This is a genomic window from Goodfellowiella coeruleoviolacea (assembly GCF_024171785.1).
GTDB lineage: Bacteria > Actinomycetota > Actinomycetes > Mycobacteriales > Pseudonocardiaceae > Goodfellowiella > Goodfellowiella coeruleoviolacea.
This window is the reverse complement of record NZ_JAMTCK010000017.1, coordinates 151,367-170,220: the sequence shown is the minus strand read 5'-3', so window position 1 is coordinate 170,220 and position 18,854 is coordinate 151,367. Positions and strand designations below refer to the sequence as shown.

Below are 18,854 nucleotides of genomic sequence, written 5' to 3'. Positions count from 1 at the left end.
CGGTATCCGCGCCGGTCACCGCGCCGCCTCGGCCCGGGGGACGTCATCCCCAGGGGTGAGGCGGCGGCGGCCGCGCCGGCGTCTCCACCACCGGGCGGAGGCGGGTTCTGACCGCTGAGCCGATGTGCCCAGGCCGGCGCGGCGCCAGGGTTGACCGGGTAGAGCGCTCCAAGCTTGGGAGGAACGGCGAATGCGCGGCAGACAGTGGTGGACGGGCGCGGCAGCGGCGGTGGCGGCCGCGCTGTTGCCGGTCACCGCCCCGGTGGCGGTGGCCGAACCAGCGGGCACCACCGCACCGGTCGACTGGCGGTCCTGTGGCGACGGGCTGACCTGCGCGGAGGTGACGGTGCCCGCCGACTGGCGAGATCGGCGAGCCGGCACCACCGAGGTGGCGCTGGTCCGGATACCCGCGGTGGACCAGGCGCACAAGCTCGGCCCGCTGCTGGTCAACCTGGGTGGCCCCACCGCGACCCTGGGGTGGTTCCGCCAGTCCGCGGCCAAGTTCGCCGAGCTGACCCAGTGGTTCGACGTCATCGCCTTCGACCCGCGTGGTTTCGGGGAGAGCACCGGGGTCACCTGTCCCACCAGTCCACCGGACCTGCTGTTCCTGGCCGCCGACCCGGCCGGGCGCTGGGCGGAGCAGACCCGGCAGGGCCAGCGGTACGACCGGACCTGCCGGGACGTCATGGGCAACCTGGCCGGCCGGCTGGACTCCGGGCAGGTCGCCCACGACATGGACGCGATCAGGCAGGCGCTCGGCCAGCGGACCCTGTCCTACTACGGCAACTCCTACGGGACCGTGTACGGGCAGGCGTACCTGGAGCTGTTCCCGCACCGGGTCAACCGGATGTACCTGGACAGCGTCCTCGACCACACCACCGTCGCCCCCTACGACCGGTACGCCGTCACCGCGGCGGTGGTTCGCGACCGGCTGCCCGGCGTCACCGAGTGGTGCTCGGCGCACCCCGAGTGCGCGCTGCACGGCCAGGACGTGCTCGCCGTGTGGGACCGGGTGCTGGCCAAGGCCAGCCGGGCGCCGATTCCCGCCCTGGGCACCGACTGGGTGATGACCGCGGGTGAGCTGCGCGCCCGGTCCGGCGCCATGTCCGAGGCGAGCGCGCCGCACTTCACCGCCGCGTTGGCCAAGGCGGACGCCGGTGACGCGATCGGCTTCCACGCGATCCCCGAGCAGACCCCGCCCGACCTCAGCTTCCACGCGTACTGCGCGGACTTCCCGGCGCTGCGGCGGCAGGAGGCGCTGCCCCTCATGGCGGAGCTGAAGAAGATCGAGCCGCGCGTCGGCTGGCTGCACCCCGCCACCGTCCAGGGTCGCTGCCTCGGGCTGCCCGCCCCCAGCAACCCGCCGCACGACCTGCGCGTGCCAGCCGCACTGCCGCCGGTGCTGCTGGCCAACGGGCTGCACGACGTCGCGACCACGCCGAGCATGGGACAGCACGTGGCCGCCCAGCTGCCCGGGGCACGCTGGCTGGGCGTTGACGGCCAGCACGCCCTCTACTTCACCGGGGACAACCGCTGCCTGCGCGACCACGTGCACCGGTATCTCACCACCGGCGCGCTGCCCGCAGCGGACACGATCTGCCCCGCCGAGTCCTGACCGTGGGAGACGTGGTGGAGAACAGGAGCATCCGCTGGTCGGACGTGCTGGCCGCGGAGTGGTTGAAGATCCGGTCGGTGCGGTCCACCCGCCACCTGCTGGTCGCGCTGGTCCTGATCCTGGTCGGGGCCGCCGCACTGGCCTGGTACGCGGCGAGCGCCTTCGACAGCCTGACACCGGAGCGGCGGGCCCGGTTCGTGCTGTCCCCGCTGGACCAGGTGGTGGCGCTGCCCGTGCAGATCTGCGTGGCCGTGCTGGGCATCCTCACCATCGCCGCCGAGTACACCACCGGCTCGATCCGCACCAGCCTGACCGCGGTGCCCCGGCGCGGCCGGGTGCTCGCGGCCAAGGCCCTGCTCACCGCCGGTATCGCGCTGGTGGTCGGGCAGTTGACCGGGTTCGGCGTGGCCGTGGTCAGCCGGTTGGTGGTGGGTGACCGGCCGATGGGGTTCAACACCGCGCCGCTGGCCGACGACGTGCCGCTGCTGCTGGCCACCGGGGTGACCACGGCGGTGGTCGCCGTGGTGGGCGTGGGCCTGGGCACGGTGCTGCGCGGCAGCGTCGGCCCGGTGGTGATCGTGGTGGCACTGCTGTACGTGGTGCCGATCCTGGCGCAGGCGCTGCCGTCACCGGTCGACGCCTGGGTGAGCGCGCTGCTGCCCGGCGCCCTGCCCGGTCAGCTGGTGGGCATCGCCAACGAGGGCCACTCGGTCTACCAGGACATGCTGTCCCCGCTGGGCGCGCTGGCCGTGCTGCTGGCCTACCCGGTGGCCGCGCTGGTGCCCGCGGCGGTGCTGCTCCGGCGGCGCGACGCCTGAGCGCGGCCGCCGGCGACAGCGGCCGGCAACCGCGGTCGGCAACTGCCGTCGGGAACGGCGGTCGGCAACTGCCGTCGGGAACGGCGGTCAGCAACGGCGGTCGGCAACTGCCGTCGGGAACGGCTCGGCAACGGCGGGAGCGGGACAACGAAGAAGCGTCGAGGCCCCGGCTGCTCGGGGGCCTCGACGCCTGACCCTGTTCGGGTCGCGGCAGCTTCGCTTGTCGGAGCATCCACTGCCGAAACCGGGGGCCGGTCGACTCACCGGCCTGTGTTGAACCTGTTCGGGCTGGTCGGGCTCACTGGGTGGGCAGCAGCAGGCCGTTCTGACCGGCGCGCGCGGCCTCGAAGCGCTGGTTGACGTCGGTCCAGTTCACCACGTTCCACAGCGCCTGCACGTAGTCCGCCTTCACGTTGCGGTACTGCAGGTAGTAGGCGTGCTCCCAGATGTCGAACACCAGCAGCGGCGTGGTGGCGATCGACAGGTTGGAGTGGTGGTCCTTGAGCTGCTGGGTGAGCAGGCGCTGACCGACCGGGTCCCAGGCCAGGACACCCCAGCCGGAGCCCTGGATGGTGGTGGCCGCGGCGTTGAGCTGGGCGCGCAGCTTGTCGAACGAGCCGAAGAACTCGTCGATGGCCGCGGCCAGCTCACCGGTCGGCTTGTCCCCGCCTTCCGGGCTGAGGTTCTTCCACCAGATCTGGTGCAGCGAGTGCCCGGCCAGGTTGAACGCGAGCGTGGTCTCCAGGCCGACGATCGACCCGAAGCTGCCCTTCTCCCTGGCCTCGTCGATCTGCTCCAGGGTGTCGTTGGCCCCCTTGACGTACGCGGCGTGGTGCTTGCTGTGGTGCAGCTCGTTGATCTCGCCGATGATCGCCGGCTCCAACGCCGAGTAGTCGTAGTCCAGGTCCGGCAGGACGTACTGGGCCATGTGCTGCCCTCCTAAGTCACTCTCATGCAACTATCTCGCAGTTGCAACTTAGTGGCAATTAGCCGGGACCGCTGTGCGGGGTGGGCAAGATCGCAGGCCAGCACCCAGCCGGCCCCGGGCTGGCGGTCGTGCGGCGTGATCCGCGCCAGCGCGTCGGCGCGCGGCGTCGATCCCGGGCGGGCGACCTGGGCGGGCGACCTGGGAACGAACGCGGAAACGAACGTGGGAACGAACTCAGCCTCGGGACGGCTGTTCAGCGGACGCGGCACGGCGCGGTCGGGCGTGCACGGCGCAGCGTCGTCTGCTGACCGCGTTGGTGGCATCGGCGAACGCGCGGTGGCAGTCCGGGCGATCGCATCGCTTCATCCGGTCCCACCCGCCGAGCGCGATGAGGATCATGAGCGCGTGGTGCGCGGTTGTCGAATCCTCGACATCGCCGTGGCGCAGTCGGTTCCACACGTCGGCGACCGGCGAATCGGATCTGGTGAGGTCGGACCAGAGTTGCTGTGCCGCCTGTGCGCGTCCGGAATTCTCCGCGGTGGCGGCGTAGGCGGTGAAGACAAGGGGATGCCGCTCGACAGCGTGGTCGACAATCGCGGCCAGTCGGGCCAGCAGCGCCACGGGCACGTGGAGTTCGCCGCGCTGCACGCGATTGGCGTGCTGGTCGGTCGGCTGCGACTGCATGCCGGCGAGGCTAAAGCCTCACCTCACGTGAGTGTCCAACGTCCTTGACCCTCACGTCGCGTTATGCCGAATCGTGCGGCGCATGCTGGACCCGACCAAACCGCACGCTCAACAGCACGACACCGGGGCGGTCGTGCACGATGTCATCGACAGCCCGCACCACCCGGTCGCCCGGCGTGTCAAGGACGTCCTCCGCAGCCGGTCCGCCAAGCCCAGGACCGTCGTGATCGATGATCTGGAGAACATCGAGCAGGCACTGCGCAGCGGCATCCGCCTGGACAGCCTCTACCTGACCGAGGGGCTTCCGCCCGAGTCGCTGGCGGACGCGGCGGTGGGGTGCCGGGGGCTGCCGACGTTCACCCTCTCCCGCGCGGTCGCCGGCGACCTGTTCGGCGAGGAGAAGCGCACCCGCGTCTTCGCACTGGCGCACGCGCCCCGACCGACCGCCTTGGCCGATCTCTCCCGACGGGCCGGCGACATCGTGGTTCTCGACGGGGTGCGCCTGATGGGAAACATCGGCGCGATCACCAGGACCGTCATGGCGCTTGGCGCGGCCGGTCTCGTTCTGCTGGAAAGTGGACTCCGAACCGTTCTCGACCGGCGGCTGATCCGGGCGAGTCGGGGGCTGGTGTTCTCCGTTCCGCTGGTGCTCGCCACGCGGGGCGAGTTCGCGCGCTACGCCGCACACGGGCGACTCACCCTGGCGACACTGACCGCCGAGGCCGATGAACCACTTCATTCGATTCAGGAAGTACCCGGGCGGGTGGCGGTGATCCTGGGCAGCGAACGGCATGGCGTGTCAGCCGAACTCGACGCCCTCGCGGCGCACAGGTACGCCATCGCCATGTCGCCGGAAGTCGAATCGCTGAACGTGTCCGTGTCGGCCGCCATCGCTCTTTACGAACGCAGTCGGGTGTGATCGAACACGAGCGGTGACGAGATCGCGCTGCGCGGTGACCACCAGTCCGTTCTCGTGCCGACCCGACGGCGCGCCACGTGGACAGGACGCGGGCCGGCCCGGCCGGCGCGGGAAAACCGGTTGCCGACCGACCGCTGGTGCTGGGACGGTCAGCGGCGTGTCTGTCCTGGTGGCCAAGGGTGTCACGGTGTCGTTCGGGCCGCGGACCGTGCTCGCGGGGGTGGATCTGGACGTCTCACCCGGTGATCGCGTCGGCCTGATCGCCCCCAACGGCGTTGGCAAGTCCACCCTGCTGCGGGTGCTGGCCGGTGAGCTGCCGCCGGAGCAGGGCAGCGTCACCAGACACCCGGCCACCGCCGTCGTCGCCCACCTGACCCAGGAGACCCAGCCCGGCGCCGGCCCGGCCCACCCCGGCGAGTCCCTGCGCGACCACCTGGCCCGACGCACCGGCGTGGCCGAGGCCGAGCAGCGGTTGCAGCGCACGGCCGAGGCACTGGCCGACGGCGGCCGGCACGTCGAGGACGACTACGCCGCCGCGCTGGACCACTGGACCGCGGTCGGCGCCGCCGACTTCGCCGAGCGCGCCGACGCCGTGTGCGACCGGCTGGGCCTGCCCGCCACCCTGCTGGACGACCGGGACGTGCGCGAGCTGTCCGGCGGCCAGTCCGCCCGGCTGCGGCTGGCCGCGGTGCTGCTGGTGCGCGCCGACGTGCTGCTGCTGGACGAGCCGACCAACGACCTCGACGTGGCCGGGCTGGAACTGCTGGAAGCCCACGTCACCGCCAGCCCGGCCGGCATGGTGCTGGTCAGCCACGACCGGGAGTTCCTGGCCAGGACCGTCACCGCCGTGGCCGACCTGGACGAGTTCAGCCACCAGCTGCGGGTGTTCCACGGCGGCTGGGACGCCTACCTGGAGGAACGCGACGCGGCCGACCGGCACGCGCGCGAGTCCTACGAGCGCTACGCCGCCACCCGCGACGCCCTGGCCGAGCGGGCCAGGCAGGCCAGGGAGTGGGCGCGCACGGGCGAGCGCCGGGTGGCCAGGTCGGGGGAGACCGACAAGCACATCAAGCACCACCACCGGCAGACCGCCCAGTACGGGGCGGGCAAGGCGTCGGCGGCGGAACGCGCGCTGGACCGGCTCACCGAGGTGGCGGAGCCGCGCGAGCCGTGGGAGCTGCGGCTGCGGCTGCCCTCAGCCGGCCGGGGCAGCCAGGTGGTGTTCACCCTCAGGCAGGCCGTCATCCGGCGCGGGGACGTCACCCTCGGGCCGGTCAACCTGACCATCGGCGCTGGTGAGCGCTGGCGGATCACCGGCCCCAACGGCACCGGCAAGTCCACCCTGCTCGGCGCGCTGCTCGGGCGCGTTCCCCTGGTCTCGGGCGAACGCGCGGTCGGCGCCAACGTGGTGGTCAGCGAGGTGGACCAGTTGCGCGCGGCGTTCGCAACGGACCGGCCGGTGCTGGCCGTGGTGGCCGAGGCGGCGGGGCTGAGCGAGGAGGACACCCGCACCCTGCTGGCCAAGTTCCGGGTGGACGCGGACGCCGTGGTCCGCCCGGCGCGCACGCTCTCCCCCGGCGAGCGCACCCGGGCCGGCCTGGCCCTGCTGCAGGCGCGCGGCACCACCTGCCTGGTGCTCGACGAGCCCACCAACCACCTGGACCTGCCCGCCATCCAGCAGCTGGAACAGGCGCTCACCGACTACCCGGGCACCGTGCTGCTGGTGACCCACGACCGGCGGTTCGCCCAGGCCGTGCGGGTGGACCACGAGCTGGACGTGCGCGAGCTGTGAACCCCGGCCCGACCGGGCGGGCGGGTCAGCTGTCGATCTCGGCACCGGGGGCCCGGACGTGGTGCATCATGGCGCCATGAGCAGCAGCACCGCTGAGGAGTGGCCGGTCGAACAGACCTGGCAGTTGCGCAACACCCACTGGCACGGCTACGTGGAGCACACCTCACTCGACGCGGCCCCCAGCCGGCAGGAACGGCTGGAGCGCACGCCCGAGGAGGTGCTCAGCACGCCGGAGGAGGTCGCGGCGTGGCTGGAGGTGAACCTGCGCGGCGCCACCGCCCCGCCGGGCACCGAGGGCAAGAAGGGCGCCAAGGACCTGCGGGACTTCTCCGACTCCCGACAGGTGCACCTGTCCCTGGCGTCCCGGGGCGAGTCCATCTACACCGGGGTGCGCGGCATGTTCACCCTGGCGGTGGAGGCGGTCACCGCGACCGAGTGCCGCAACACCCACGACGGGGCCGAGGTGGCGCCGCTCAAGTCGAGCCGCCGGCGCTGAGGCGCCGCCGACCCGGCCACCGGCCGCGGATCAGCGGCGCCGCTCCCGGGCCCGCGCCCCGGTGATCGCTCAGCCGATCGGCCAGGTGTGCACCGGCTCGCCGGCCCGCATCAGCTCCAGGTAGCGGTTGAGCATGCCGAGCAGGGCGCCGCGCCGGTCCGCGCCGCGCTCCTCCAGCAGCGACACGGTCTCCCGCTGCCAGGCCGCCCCGGTGCGCCTGGCCAGGCAGCGCTGCTCGATCACGCCGAGGTAGCGCTCCCGCGTCCGGTCGGACACCCCGCACGCGCGCAAGCCCTCGTGCGCCATGGGCAGCAGCCGCCGCAACACCAGTTCGTCGGGGGGAACCCAGCCGATGCCCGGCCAGTAGAGCTGGGCACCCAGCCCGTGCCGCGCCCCGGAGTAGAGGTTCTCCTCGGCCGCCTGGAACGACATCTGCGTCCAGAGTGGACGGTCCTGTTCGCACAGCGCCCGCTGCGCGCCGTAGAAGAACGCGGCGTTGGCCAGGGTGTCGATCACCGTCGGCCCGGCCGGCAGCACCCGGTTCTCCACCCGCAGGTGCGGCACGCCGTCCACCAGGTCGTACACCGGCCGGTTCCACCGCCAGATCGTGCCGTTGTGCAGGCGCAGTTCGGACAGCTTGGGCGCCCTGCCTGCGCTCAGCGCGGCCAGCGGGTCCTCGCCGTCGGTCTCCGGCAGCAGCGCCGGGAAGTAGCGGGCGTTCTCCTCGAACAGGTCGAAGATCGAGGTGATCCAGCGCTCGCCGAACCACACCCGAGGCCGCACGCCCTGGTTCTTCAGCTCCTCCGGCCGGGTGTCGGTGGCCTGCTGGAACAGCGGGATGCGGGTCTCGTGCCACAGCGCCTTGCCCAGCAGGAACGGTGAGTTGGCGGCCAGTGCCACCTGCACCCCGGCCAGGCACTGCGCCGCGTTCCAGTGCGCGGCGAAGTCCTCGGGGTCGACCTGCAGGTGCAGCTGCACCGAGGTGCACGCGGCCTCCGGCAGGATCGAGTCGGTGCTGGTGCGCAGCCGCTCGGTGGGCCGGCCCGGCATGGCCGAGCCCTCCATGCTGAGCACCATCTCCTCGCCGCGCGCCGCGAAGATCTGCTCGTTGAGCAGGGAGTAGCGGGGGTTGTGGGACAGCCACTGCGCGTCGAAGTGCGCCTGGGTCAGCGTGGGCAGCACCCCGATCATCACGATCTGCGCGCCCGCGTCCTGCGCCTTGGCGTTCGCGGACTCCAGTGCCGTGCGCAGCTCCCGCTCCAGCCCGACGGCCTCGTCACCGGCCAGCGGGCGGGGCGGCACGTTGATCTCCAGGTTGTGCTGTCCGAGTTCCTGGGTGAACGCGGGATCGTTGATCTTCTCCAGCACCACGGAGTTGGCCATGGCTGGACGCATTGCCTCGTCCACCAGATTCAGCTCGATCTCCAGGCCCATCTGCTGACGGGGAAAGGAGAAGCGGCTCTCCGTCAACATCGTGGCGAGGGCGTCCAGGCAGCGCTGGACCTTCTCTCGGTAGATCTGGCGGTCCTCATTGGTGAACGAGCGGCCGGACACATTCTTTCCCATGCCGCCTCCCCTGAACGAACGGATGAACCTGGATCCGGTGGGTTGCGGGGGCTAACCGTGACACAGCAACCATACGCCTGCTAGCGCCCAAATCGGTGCTCTCTGTGACGTGGTAGTAACAATGAGCGAAACCCTGCTGGTCATGACGGTGCCACCGGCCTCCTCCCTTCGGAGGTATCTCTTCCCCGGATCGCGAAATGCGAAACTCCCAGGGTGGCGCGAGTGATCCAGATCAACGACCCGGCGGACGAGCGGGTGGCCGACTTCCGGGACCTGACCCACGCCGACCGGCGTCCGGACCGCCCCGGTGGCCGCGGCCTGGTGATCGCCGAGGGCGTGGTCGTGGTCCGCCGGCTGCTGGACTCGCCCTACCCGGTGCGCGCGCTGCTGGGCGTGGCCAGGCGCTTCGACGAACTCGCCGACGACATCGCCGAGGTCGACGTGCCCGCCTACGTGGCAAGCGCCGAGGTGATGGCCGAGATCGTGGGCTTCCACCTCAACCGGGGCGTGCTCGCCGTGGCCGACCGCGCCGAACAGCCCCCGGCCGAGCAACTGGTCGCCACGTCCCGGCGGCTGGCCGTGCTGGAGGGCGTCGGCGACCACGAGAACCTGGGCGCGTTGTTCCGCAACGCCGCCGCCCTCGGCATCGACGGGGTGCTGCTCGGCGCCGGGTGCAGCGACCCGCTCTACCGGCGCAGCGTCCGGGTGTCCATGGGGCATGTGCTGCGCGTGCCGTTCACCACGCTCACGCCCTGGCCGGACGGGCTGAACCTGTTGCGTGACAACGGTTTCCGCGTGGCCGCGCTGACCCCGAGGCCCGGGTCGGTCGCGCTGCCGGCGGCCCGGCTGGACCAGGGGCGGGTGGCGGTGCTGCTCGGCGCCGAGGGGCCCGGCCTGACCGAGGCGGCCATCAGCGCGGCCGACCTCGCCGTGCGGATTCCGATGACCAGCGGGGTGGACTCGCTCAACGTGGCCACCGCGGCGGCGATCGCCTTCTACGCCACGGCCGCGCACACCACGGCCGGACCCACCGTGGCCGGGCCCACCACGGCCAGGGCCACGCCTGCCGGGCAAGCGCCGGCCGGGCCCACCAGGGCTGACCCACCAGCCGGCGGCTGACCCACCAACCGGCGGCTGCGGCTGACCCACCTGGCCCAACGCGCTACGTTCGAGGCACGGGGTTCGCGCGCGGGTGGGTGGGCACCCGGTCAGGAGATCGCCGCGGCGGCGCCGGCCGTGCGCGCACCGACCGCGCGCCGACCAGCGGCGACGCTGGCAGTGGAGCCAGGCCGATCGGACTGGCCGACCAGAAGGGGAGAACAGCGCCGTGGAACTGCGGGCCAAGGGTGGACGCGCCGTGCTGGCGGGGCGGAGCGGCTCGGAGGTACACGAGGTCGACCCGCGCAGCCTGCCACTGGGTTCCGGGTTGGTGGACGCCCTGCACGAGTGGGCCAAGGTGGCCGAGGCGGTGCGCCGGGCGGGTCAGGCCGCCGAGGGCACGGCCGGCGCGCTGGTGGGCCGGCGGGGCCGGCAGCTCGCCAGCCGGGTGGCCGAGGTGATGCGCACCCCGGTCGCCTACACCAACCCGATGAACGGTGAGGTGGCCGTGGTCGAGGTGCCGCCAGCCACGCCCACCCCGGACCGCCCCCGGCCGGACCGCCCGGACCAGCCTGGCCACGCGGACCGGTCCGCCGACCAGCCGACCGGCACCGCCGGTGGTGGTGCGGCCGAAGCGGGGGCCGAGGACGCCGCGTCGGGCCAGCCGCCGGCCGGGGCCTGGGCGGTCACCCAACCGGCGGAGCCCACCCCCTGGGGGACCGGGCTCACCGTGAGCGCGTTCGTCGCCGTGATCGTGGTGCTGACCATCGTGGCGCTCTCGGTCGGCCTGGCCGAGACCAGCGTGCTGCTCGCCCTGGTGGCCAACGTGCTGGTGGTCGGCGGCATCGCGCCGTCGGTGTGGTTGGCCCGCCGGGTCCCGGTGTGGCGCTGGGTGTCCTACGGCGTGACCGCCGGGGTGGCCCTGGCCTGGCTGGGCCTGCTGCTCTCGCTGCTCTGACCCGCTGGCCGCGCCCGGCCGCGGCGGCCACCGGCACCCCGGTCGTGCTGGCCGGCCGGGCGCGCTCCGCCGACCGGCCGGCCAACACGCGGGTTCAGCCGGCTACCGCCTGACGTCAGGCGGAGCGGACGCGCCAGTTCTGCGTGTCGTAGCCGTCGCAGTAGGCGAGCACCGCCCGGTTGTTGTACTGGCCGAGGGCGAGGCACTGGCCGGGCAGCAGGTCGTTCTCAAAGGTGATCGACCCGTCCGGGCGGTAGATCCGGTACCACCGCTGGGTGCGCTGGTACGGCTCGCAGTCCCGCAGCACCAGGCCGCCGCCCGGGCCGGTCGGGGTGATGCATCTGCCGCTCTGCTTGCCGACAATGCCCACCGTGCCGTTGGGCCAGCTCTGCAGCGACCAGAGCTGGTTCTGTCCACTGTGGTGCGAGTAGGTCCAGATCTCGGTGCCGGATTCGGTGCCCTCAGCCCTGGCGTCGAGCACCTGGCTGGGATCGAAGACGTTCGCGATCACCTGGTACGTCATGTCGGCGTCGGCCGCCTGAGCTGACGGACCCCCCAACATCGCGACGCCGAGGACGGCGGCACCGGTCATGGCCAGCAACGTGCGAACGCGTGGCATCGTGCTCCCTTGTGTTGTTCCGTCGGGACACTGCTGTTCGGGACACTGCTGTGTCGTGTGGCAGTGCGTCGCGCCGGGCGTCGCCGCGCCCGGCGCCGGGCTCGCAGCCCACGACTTGCCTAACGGGAGCAGGCGTGCTTCCACCAGCCGCTGACCCGCAGTACCACCCGTCCGAGGCCGGCAATCACTCGATCCAGTGCCGGGAAGAACCACGATCAGACCAACGACCGCGGCGCCGGGTCGCACCCGGTCTGTCCTGAGTGGACGTCCCAGCGACTACCGCGGCGTGGCGCCGAGCGCGTCCACCACGCTGGTGCGCACCGCCGTGGAGTGCCGCGTGCCCGCTGGGACACCGTGGTCCTCGGCGGTCACCACGGAGCGCTCGCCGATGAAGTCCCCGTTGGCCGGATCCAGGATCAGCTGTTCCTGAACGACGGCGTTCCTGGTGATGCCGATGGCCGTGCCCTGCCGACCGTCCAGGTTCACCGCGTTGTCCACGACGTCGACGCCCGGGATGTAGGTGGCCGCCTGGTACAGCGCGGCCCGCAGGTCGGCCGGGGCGAGACCGGTGGCCAGCAGCGACTGGACCGCACCGAACACGAGATCGGGCCGCGCCTGGTTCCCGTTCTGGCGAACGAAGTCGTGGATCGCCTGGTACAGCTCCTGGGGATCGCGCGGCAGGCTGGCGAGGAAGTCGGCCGTGGGGTTGTCGAAACCCGGTTCGGGCAGGGGGATGTCGCCGCCGTTCTCCCGGCCGACGAACTCCCCGGTGAAGTGCCCCTTGGCGGCGCGCCGCTCGGTGACCTGGGGGTGTGTTGGCAGTGGGTGGCCGGTGGCGTCGCCGTCCTGCTGCGAGCAGCTGACCCAGGTGCGCTCGTTCGGCTCGGTGCGGCGTTCCAACCACTCCTGGTCCGGGTTGTCGGGGATCCACACCTCGACGAGGGTTTCCTGCTGGTAGGCGCAGTCGGACGCGCCCGGCCCGGTGAACTGGACCGTGCTGACCTGACGCGTCGCCACGTACCGGAACTGCCCGGGAGCCAGTGGCGCGTCGGCCGCGTGCACGGTCAGGGCGGCGGCCTGGTTCAGCGTGGTCACCGCGGCGGCCGAGGCGGCTGGCTGCAGGCTCGCGCCGCCCAGTGCCTGGACCGCGAGCAGCGCACCGGCCAGCGCGACCGCGGCCGCCGCGCCGGCCAGGATTCGAGGTGCCCGTCGGCCACGCCGACGCGACGGGATGGGGAGCTGGGTCGGCTGGCTGGTGGCCAGTGCGGCGACGAGCCGGTCCCGACCGGCCCGCACCCGCTCGGCGTTGCCGGCCGCGTCATCGGCGTGGATTCGTTGCAGGGCCGCGTCAACCCGCGCGTCGAGTTCGAGGCGGGAAACGAGATCGGGGCCGCTGTCCTGGTGGTCACTCGTCATCGTTCACTCCGTGTCGTCCGTGCCGTCGTGGTCGCCGCGGCCCGGTTGCGCAACCGGCTCCTGGCCCGGTGCAGCCAGGTGCGCACGGTCGCCGCAGGCACCCCCATGGCTTCGGCGATCTCGCTCGGTCCGAGGTCGCCCCAGGCGACCAGCAGCAGGGCTTCGCGTTCCTCGGTGCGCAGCTTGGCCAGTTCCTCGGCCAGCTCCCCGGCCAGCGCGTCGGCGTCCGCCGCCGAACTGGCCCGTGCGCCCACGTCCTCGACGTGGATCTGCCTGGCCAGCTCCCTGGTCCAGGCGTCCAGCCGCCGGGCCTCGGCGCGGAAGTGCCTGCGCAGCAGGTTCGTGGCCACGCCGAACAGCCAGCTCTTGGCGCTGGCCCGGGTCTGGTCGAAGCGGGCCCGCTGTGCCCAGACGATCAGGAACGTCTCGGACACCAGGTCGTCGGCCACGGCTGGGCCGGCCCGGCGGACCACGTAGTTGTACAACTGGGCCGCGTGGGCGTCGTACAGCTCGACCAGCGACTCCGGACCGTCAAGACCGCCCAAGCCCGCCCCCTCCGCGCGCGCCGTGGGCGCGATCATCGGTGTTGTCCGCACGGACTCTGGTTGCCCGCGAACCACGGTGGCGTTTCAGCGGTGAACCGAACCTGCTCGTCCTCCGCCGAACCGGACGTGCTCAACTTGCCGGGCGTGCGGTGCGCGCTGCGCATCGCCAACCGACGGGGAGGACACGTGCCGGACGACGCCGCGGCGATCGCCGCCTTCGGCTACGAACTCGGGGTGTTGAAACGCGTGCGGCGCACCGGTTGGTGGCACGTGGGCGTGCGCGATCCCGAGTCCGTCGCCGAGCACACCATGCGGGTCGCCCAGTTGGCCGCGATCCTCGCGGCCGAGGAGGGGGCCGATCCGGCCAGGGCCGCGTTCCTCGCGCTGTGGCACGACAGCCAGGAGACGCGGACCGGCGACCTGCCGCACACCGCCACCGACTACCTGACCAAGCCCGAGGCCAGGCAGATCACCGCCGACCAGACCGACCAGCTGCCCGAACGGTCCCGGGAGGTGATCCGTGGAGCCGTCGACGAGTACGAGTCGCGGCTGACCCCGGAAGCGTTGTGCGCCAAGGACGCCGACAAGCTGGAGATGCTGCTCCAGGCCGTCGAGTACCGCGACGTTGGCGTGCGCCGGGTCGACGGCTGGATCGACTCGGCCCGCGCGGGGCTGCGGACCCGGGCCGCCCAGCGGGTCGCCGAGGCGGCCGTCAGCGTGTCGCCGCTCGCCTGGCGCGAACGCTGACCTCCGTCCCCGGTCCAGTGGGGTCGGGCCCGGTCAGCCGACCACGTCGACGTGCACTCGCTGGCCGCTGTCCGGCCGGAGCGACCGGACGTCCAGCTCCGCGCGCCGGCTCGCCCGCTCCACGGCGGCGGCGTTCCGGTTGCCCACGCTCACGCCGCCCGCGTCGGCGATCCGGAACCCGAGGGAGCGCAGGAACTCCGCGCCCGGCACCCAGTCGGGCGCGAGGGTGGCGGTGACCCGGTCGATGCCGGGTGTTCGCTCGATCAGCGCCCGCGCCACGGCACCGCCGATGCCCTGTCGCCGCCACTCGGGCGCGACCAGGTAGCACCCGACCGCGCAGCTCCGGTCGTCCGGGTGGCCGACGACGGCGTCGACACAGCCGACGACCTCGCCGTGGACCTCCAGGACGAGCAGCCGCTTCTGATCGGGATCGCAGCCGGGTGGCAGCGCGTAGTACAGGCTCTGCACGTCGCCCGGCCCGGACGGCTGGCCGGTCGCCGCGGTGAACCAGTCCGCGCACGACGCGAACAGGTGCAGCACCGCGGGCTCGTCGGCGGGAACCAGGTCCCGCACCCGAACGGTCACTCCCATGTCGAGCACCTCCTCAGGCCAGCGAGTCCAGCCAGGCCCGGTGCAGTGCGGCGAACCGGCCCTGGCTGTCGATCAGCTCCCGGGGTGAACCGTCCTCAACGATCTGTCCGTTGTGGACGACCAGGACGCGGTCGGCGATCAGGACGGTGGACAGGCGGTGCGCGATGATCATGGCGGTGCGGTCGGCCAGCACGGTTTCCAGGGCCGACTGCACCGCGCGCTCGGTGGGCACGTCCAGGCTGGAGGTGGCCTCGTCCAGCACCAGCACGCTCGGGTCGGCCAGGAACGCCCTGGCGAACGCGACGAGCTGGCGCTGCCCGGCGGACAGCCGACCGCCGCGCTTGCGCACGTCGGTGTCGTAGCCGTGCGGCAGCGCGGCGATGAACTCGTGCGCGCCCACGGCCGCGGCTGCCGCCTCCACCTCGGCCCGACTGGCCGAGGGGCGGCCGAGCGCGATGTTGTCCGCCACCGAACCGGAGAACAGGAAGTTCTCCTGGGTGACCATGACCACGGCCCGGCGCAGCTCGGCCTCGGCCACCTCGCGCAGGTCGACCCCGTCCAGGGTGACCGCGCCCTCGGTCGGGTCGTAGAACCGCGCGGCCAGCTTGACCAGGGTGGACTTGCCCGCGCCGGTGGCGCCGACCAGGGCCACGGTCTGCCCGGCGGGCACGTGCAGGTCGAGCGGCGGCAGCACCACCGGGGTGTCCGGTGAGTAGCGGAACAGCACCCGGCTGAACCGGACCTCACCGCGACCCGGCCCGGCTGTGCCGGCTGTGCCTGTGCCGGCTGTGCCTGTGCCTGGGTGGGCTGTGCCAGCTGTCCGCGCTGGTAGCGGCACCGGGCGGACCGGCTCGGGCACGCTCGGCACCTCTTCGAGCACCCCGGAGATCTTCTCCAGCGCGGCGGCCGCCGCCGAGTAGGAGTTGAGGAACATGGCCAGGTGGTCGAACGGGTCGTAGAACTTGCGCAGGTACAGGGTGAACGCGGCCAGCACGCCCACGTCGAGGGTGCCGGCGGTGACCCGCCACGCGCCCACGGCCAGCACGACGACCAGGGAGATGTTGCCGGTCAGTCGGACGCCCCCGGTGAACCTGGCGACCGCGGTCATGGCGGTGATGTTGGCGTCGCGGTACTGGTGGTTGAGGTCGGTCAGGATGGTCTGGTTGCGGGCCTCCCGGCGGAACGCCTGCACCGCGCGCATCCCGTTCATGGTCTCCACGAACTGCACGATGATCTTGGCCACCGCACCCCGGGTGCCCCGGTAGGCCCGCCGCGAGCGGTCCTGGAACCACCTGGCCAGCAGCACCAGCGGGAGGAACCCGGCCAGCACGATCAGCGCGGTCGGCAGGTCGAGCCAGAGCAGCAGGCCGATGATGCCGACGATGGAGATGACCGAGCTGAGGAACCCGTCCAGGCCCATGTCGAGCAGGTCGTTGAGCGAGTCCACGTCGGTGGTGAGCCGGGAGACGACCTTGCCCGAGGTGTAGGACTCGTGGAAGGACACGGACAGCTTCTGGGCGTGCCGGAACACGCGTTGCCGCAGGTCGAGCAGGAGGTCCTGGCCGATCCGGCCGGACAGCCGGATGAACGCGTAGCGCAGCAGCGCGGCCAGCAGCCCCGAGCCGAGGTAGCCGCCGACGCACCAGGCCAGCGGCGCCGACCGCCCGGCAAGGGCCGCTGGCACGCCCTGGTCGATGGCCGCGGCGATGAGCAGCGGGCCGAGCAGGCTGCTCAGGCTCTCCGCGAGCACGATGACCACGGCCAGCAGCGCCCGCCACAGGTGCGGGCGCAGCAGCGAGCCCAGCAGCCGGCGGGACCGGGCCTGGAGCTTCAGCCCGGTGCTCCGGTCGAGTTCCTCGACGTCCTCGGCGGCCACCCCGCGCCAGGACTCGTCCCCGGTCGGCGCGGTGCCGGCAGCCGGTGCCGTGGTCGGGGCCGGGGTCGGGGCCGGCGTCGACTGGATCTGGGTCACTGCGCCGCCACCTCCGTGGTCTCCAGGTTCTCGCCCGAACCCGCGGGGGACAGTTCGGTGGGGGACGGGCCAGCGGGGGACAGCTCAGCGGGGGACAGGTCAGTGGCCAGCAGGTGGCGGTAGGCGGCGTTGGTGGCCAGCAGGTCGCGGTGGGTGCCGATGGCCGCGATCCGGCCGTCCACCAGCACGGCGACCCGGTCGGCGAGCTGCACCGTGCTCGGCCGGTGCGCGACCACCAGCGCGGTCACCCCGCGCAGCACGCGGCGCAGCGCCGCCTCCACCTCGGCCTCGGTGTGCACGTCCAAAGCGGACAGCGGGTCGTCCAGGACCAGCACGGCCGGCTGCCCGGCGACCGCCCTGGCCAGGGCGAGCCGTTGGCGCTGGCCGCCGGACAGGGACAGGCCCTGCTCACCGATGCGGGTGGCCGCGCCCCAGGGCAGCTCGGCGACGAACTCGTCGGCCCTGGCCACCCGCAGGGCCTGGTGCACCTGGTCGTCGCTGATCCCCGGCGCGCCGAGGGCCACGTTCTCGGTCACGCTCGCCGAGAACAGCACCGGCTCCTCGAACGCGGTGGCCACCACCCGGCGCAGGTCGGCCAGGCGCAGGTCGCGCACGTCCACCCCGTCGACGGTGATCCGCCCGCCGGTCACGTCGGCCAGCCTGGGCACCAGCATGGTCAGCGTGGTCTTGCCCGAACCGGTGGCGCCGACCAGGGCCACCGTCTCGCCGGGCCGCAACTCCAGGTCGATGCCGCGCAGCACCTCGCGGTCGGCACCGGGGTAGCCGAAGCGCACGCCCTCGAAGCGCACGTGGCCGCGCACCGGCTCGGGCAGCGCCACCGGCCGAGGCGGGTCGACGATGGTGCGTTCGGCGTCGCGCGCCTCCCAGTACCGGTCGCACGCGGTGGCGGCCTGGTTGGTCTCGGAGAGCAGCCAGCCGATCGAACCCATCGGCCAGACCAGGTAGGAGGTGATGGTGACGGCCGCGACCAGGGTGCCGACCGTGAGCGTGCCGCCGGCCACGGCGAACCCGCCCACGGCCAGCTGGCCGGCGATGGCCAGTTCGGGCAGGGCCACCAGCGCGGCCCACAGGAAGGCGATGATCCGCACCTTGCGCAGCTCGGTGCCGCGCAGCTGGCGCGCCTGGACCAGGTAGCGGCGGACCAGCTCGGGGCCCCGGCCGAACGCCTTGAGCACCCGGATGCCCAGCACCGACTCCTCGACCGTGGTGGTGAGGTCGCCGTCCTGGTCCTGGGCCAGCCTGGCGACCGTCTTGAACCTGGTCTCGAAGACGTAGGAGATGACCACCAGCGGCGTGCTGCAGGCCAGCACCACCAGGCCGAGCAGCGGGGACAGCGCGAACAGCACGCCCAGCCCGGCGAGCAGCGCCAGCGAGTTGACCACCAGGTAGATCAGGGCGAACGCGAGGAACCGGCGGACCGTGGCCAGGTCGTTGACCGCGCGGGAGAGCAGCTGGCCGGACTGCCACCGGTCGTGGAAGGCGATCGGCAGCCCCTGCAGGTGCCGGTACAGGTCGGCCCGCATGTTCGCCTCGACCACCGACGCGGGCCGGCTGACCAGCCGGCGGCGGGCGTAGAACAGGCCGGCCTCGCCAACGCCGAGCGCGAGCACACCGCCGATCAGCCAGGACAGCGCGGCCAGGTCGCCGGTGGCGATCGGGCCGTCCACGATGCGCTGGGTGACCAGCGGGATGCCGAGCCCGCAGAGCGTGGCCAGCAGGGCGGACAGCACCGCGGCGATGAGCCGCCAGCCGATCGGGCGCAGCGGCAGGTAGGGGCCGAGCCGGCGCAGCGACGCCCAGCTCGACCCCGCGCGCGCCGCGCGGCCGGGCTCGTCCCGGTCGCCGACCCGGCTGTCGACCTGGCCCTCGACCTGACTGCCGGCCGATTCGCCCTCGGTACTCATCGCGCCCCCTCCAGACCGCGTCCGACGTTACGGAATGCCCCTGACAAGGAGCACTCGGTTTTCAGCCGGCCTCCCGATCGTTCACCCGAACGCGCCCGATGCTCACCCGAACGTGCCAAGGCAAGGGGCGTTTCTGCTGGTGGGGGTGTGACCGGACTGCCACAC

Annotated in this window: 17 protein-coding genes; 8 read left to right on the top strand and 9 right to left on the bottom strand. The window is 72.7% G+C overall.

Annotation, left to right across the window (positions count from 1 at the left end; genetic code table 11):
• Positions 1-190: 190 nt before the first annotated feature.
• Together LX83_RS31125 and LX83_RS31120 are read left to right on the top strand one after the other, a co-directional pair.
• The gene (locus LX83_RS31125; RefSeq protein WP_253777873.1) at positions 191-1,615 is read left to right on the top strand and encodes an alpha/beta fold hydrolase; all 1,425 of its coding nucleotides are present in this window, start codon (positions 191-193) and stop codon (positions 1,613-1,615) included.
• 11 nt (positions 1,616-1,626) lie between these two features.
• On the top strand, positions 1,627-2,433 hold the full coding sequence (locus LX83_RS31120) for an ABC transporter permease (protein WP_253777871.1): 807 nt from the start codon (positions 1,627-1,629) through the stop codon (positions 2,431-2,433).
• A 298-nt stretch (positions 2,434-2,731) separates the two neighbouring features.
• Here the strand turns inward: LX83_RS31120 and LX83_RS31115 are convergent, their stop codons facing one another.
• Complete coding sequence (locus tag LX83_RS31115) at positions 2,732-3,361, bottom strand: superoxide dismutase (protein ID WP_253777869.1); 630 nt, start codon at positions 3,359-3,361, stop codon at positions 2,732-2,734.
• A 234-nt stretch (positions 3,362-3,595) separates the two neighbouring features.
• Positions 3,596-4,045 (bottom strand): hypothetical protein, encoded by a 450-nt coding sequence (locus LX83_RS31110; protein ID WP_253777867.1) that lies wholly within the window; start codon positions 4,043-4,045, stop codon positions 3,596-3,598.
• A gap of 82 nt (positions 4,046-4,127) precedes the next feature.
• On the opposite strand from LX83_RS31110, the gene LX83_RS31105 reads away from it, so the two are divergent.
• The 3 genes from LX83_RS31105 (at position 4,128) to LX83_RS31095 (ending at position 7,252) form a co-directional block, all read left to right on the top strand.
• Positions 4,128-4,964 carry a TrmH family RNA methyltransferase gene (locus tag LX83_RS31105; protein ID WP_253777864.1) on the top strand — a complete coding sequence of 279 codons (837 nt, stop codon included), beginning with the start codon at positions 4,128-4,130 and terminating at the stop codon, positions 4,962-4,964.
• A 157-nt stretch (positions 4,965-5,121) separates the two neighbouring features.
• Positions 5,122-6,756, top strand: a complete 1,635-nt coding sequence (locus tag LX83_RS31100) for an ABC-F family ATP-binding cassette domain-containing protein (protein ID WP_253777862.1) — start codon at positions 5,122-5,124, stop codon at positions 6,754-6,756.
• A gap of 76 nt (positions 6,757-6,832) precedes the next feature.
• Positions 6,833-7,252, top strand: coding sequence for a hypothetical protein (locus LX83_RS31095; RefSeq protein WP_253777860.1), 420 nt, complete (start codon positions 6,833-6,835; stop codon positions 7,250-7,252).
• A gap of 69 nt (positions 7,253-7,321) precedes the next feature.
• Here LX83_RS31095 and LX83_RS31090 read toward each other — a convergent pair whose 3' ends face one another.
• On the bottom strand, positions 7,322-8,818 hold the full coding sequence (locus tag LX83_RS31090; protein WP_253777858.1) for a glutamate-cysteine ligase family protein: 1,497 nt from the start codon (positions 8,816-8,818) through the stop codon (positions 7,322-7,324).
• Positions 8,819-9,031: 213 nt separating this feature from the next.
• Between LX83_RS31090 and LX83_RS31085 the strand changes: the two genes are divergently transcribed.
• Positions 9,032-9,937, top strand: coding sequence for a TrmH family RNA methyltransferase (locus tag LX83_RS31085; protein ID WP_253777855.1), 906 nt, complete (start codon positions 9,032-9,034; stop codon positions 9,935-9,937).
• A 208-nt stretch (positions 9,938-10,145) separates the two neighbouring features.
• The gene (locus tag LX83_RS31080; protein WP_253777853.1) at positions 10,146-10,874 is read left to right on the top strand and encodes a DUF2537 domain-containing protein; all 729 of its coding nucleotides are present in this window, start codon (positions 10,146-10,148) and stop codon (positions 10,872-10,874) included.
• 115 nt (positions 10,875-10,989) lie between these two features.
• Here LX83_RS31080 and LX83_RS31075 read toward each other — a convergent pair whose 3' ends face one another.
• The 3 genes from LX83_RS31075 to LX83_RS31065 form a co-directional block, all read right to left on the bottom strand.
• Entirely contained in the window at positions 10,990-11,493 is a 504-nt protein-coding gene (locus LX83_RS31075) for an RICIN domain-containing protein (protein WP_253777851.1), read from the bottom strand.
• Positions 11,494-11,769: 276 nt separating this feature from the next.
• Positions 11,770-12,909, bottom strand: a complete 1,140-nt coding sequence (locus LX83_RS31070) for a CU044_5270 family protein (protein ID WP_253777849.1) — start codon at positions 12,907-12,909, stop codon at positions 11,770-11,772.
• Complete coding sequence (locus LX83_RS31065) at positions 12,906-13,454, bottom strand: RNA polymerase sigma factor (RefSeq protein WP_253777847.1); 549 nt, start codon at positions 13,452-13,454, stop codon at positions 12,906-12,908. The genes LX83_RS31070 and LX83_RS31065 overlap by 4 nt, the downstream gene beginning before the upstream one ends.
• 186 nt (positions 13,455-13,640) lie before the next feature.
• Here LX83_RS31065 and LX83_RS31060 point away from each other — a divergent pair, with 186 nt between their 5' ends.
• Positions 13,641-14,201 (top strand): HD domain-containing protein, encoded by a 561-nt coding sequence (locus LX83_RS31060; RefSeq protein WP_253778000.1) that lies wholly within the window; start codon positions 13,641-13,643, stop codon positions 14,199-14,201.
• 33 nt (positions 14,202-14,234) lie between these two features.
• Here LX83_RS31060 and LX83_RS31055 read toward each other — a convergent pair whose 3' ends face one another.
• Genes LX83_RS31055 through LX83_RS31045 form a run of 3 tightly spaced genes read right to left on the bottom strand, consistent with a single transcriptional unit; the run spans position 14,235 to position 18,689 of the window.
• Entirely contained in the window at positions 14,235-14,792 is a 558-nt protein-coding gene (locus LX83_RS31055) for a GNAT family N-acetyltransferase (protein WP_253777845.1), read from the bottom strand.
• 13 nt (positions 14,793-14,805) lie between these two features.
• Positions 14,806-16,764, bottom strand: coding sequence for an ABC transporter ATP-binding protein (locus tag LX83_RS31050; protein ID WP_253777843.1), 1,959 nt, complete (start codon positions 16,762-16,764; stop codon positions 14,806-14,808).
• Positions 16,761-18,689, bottom strand: coding sequence for an ABC transporter ATP-binding protein (locus LX83_RS31045; protein ID WP_253777841.1), 1,929 nt, complete (start codon positions 18,687-18,689; stop codon positions 16,761-16,763). The genes LX83_RS31050 and LX83_RS31045 overlap by 4 nt, the downstream gene beginning before the upstream one ends.
• Positions 18,690-18,854 lie beyond the last annotated feature (165 nt).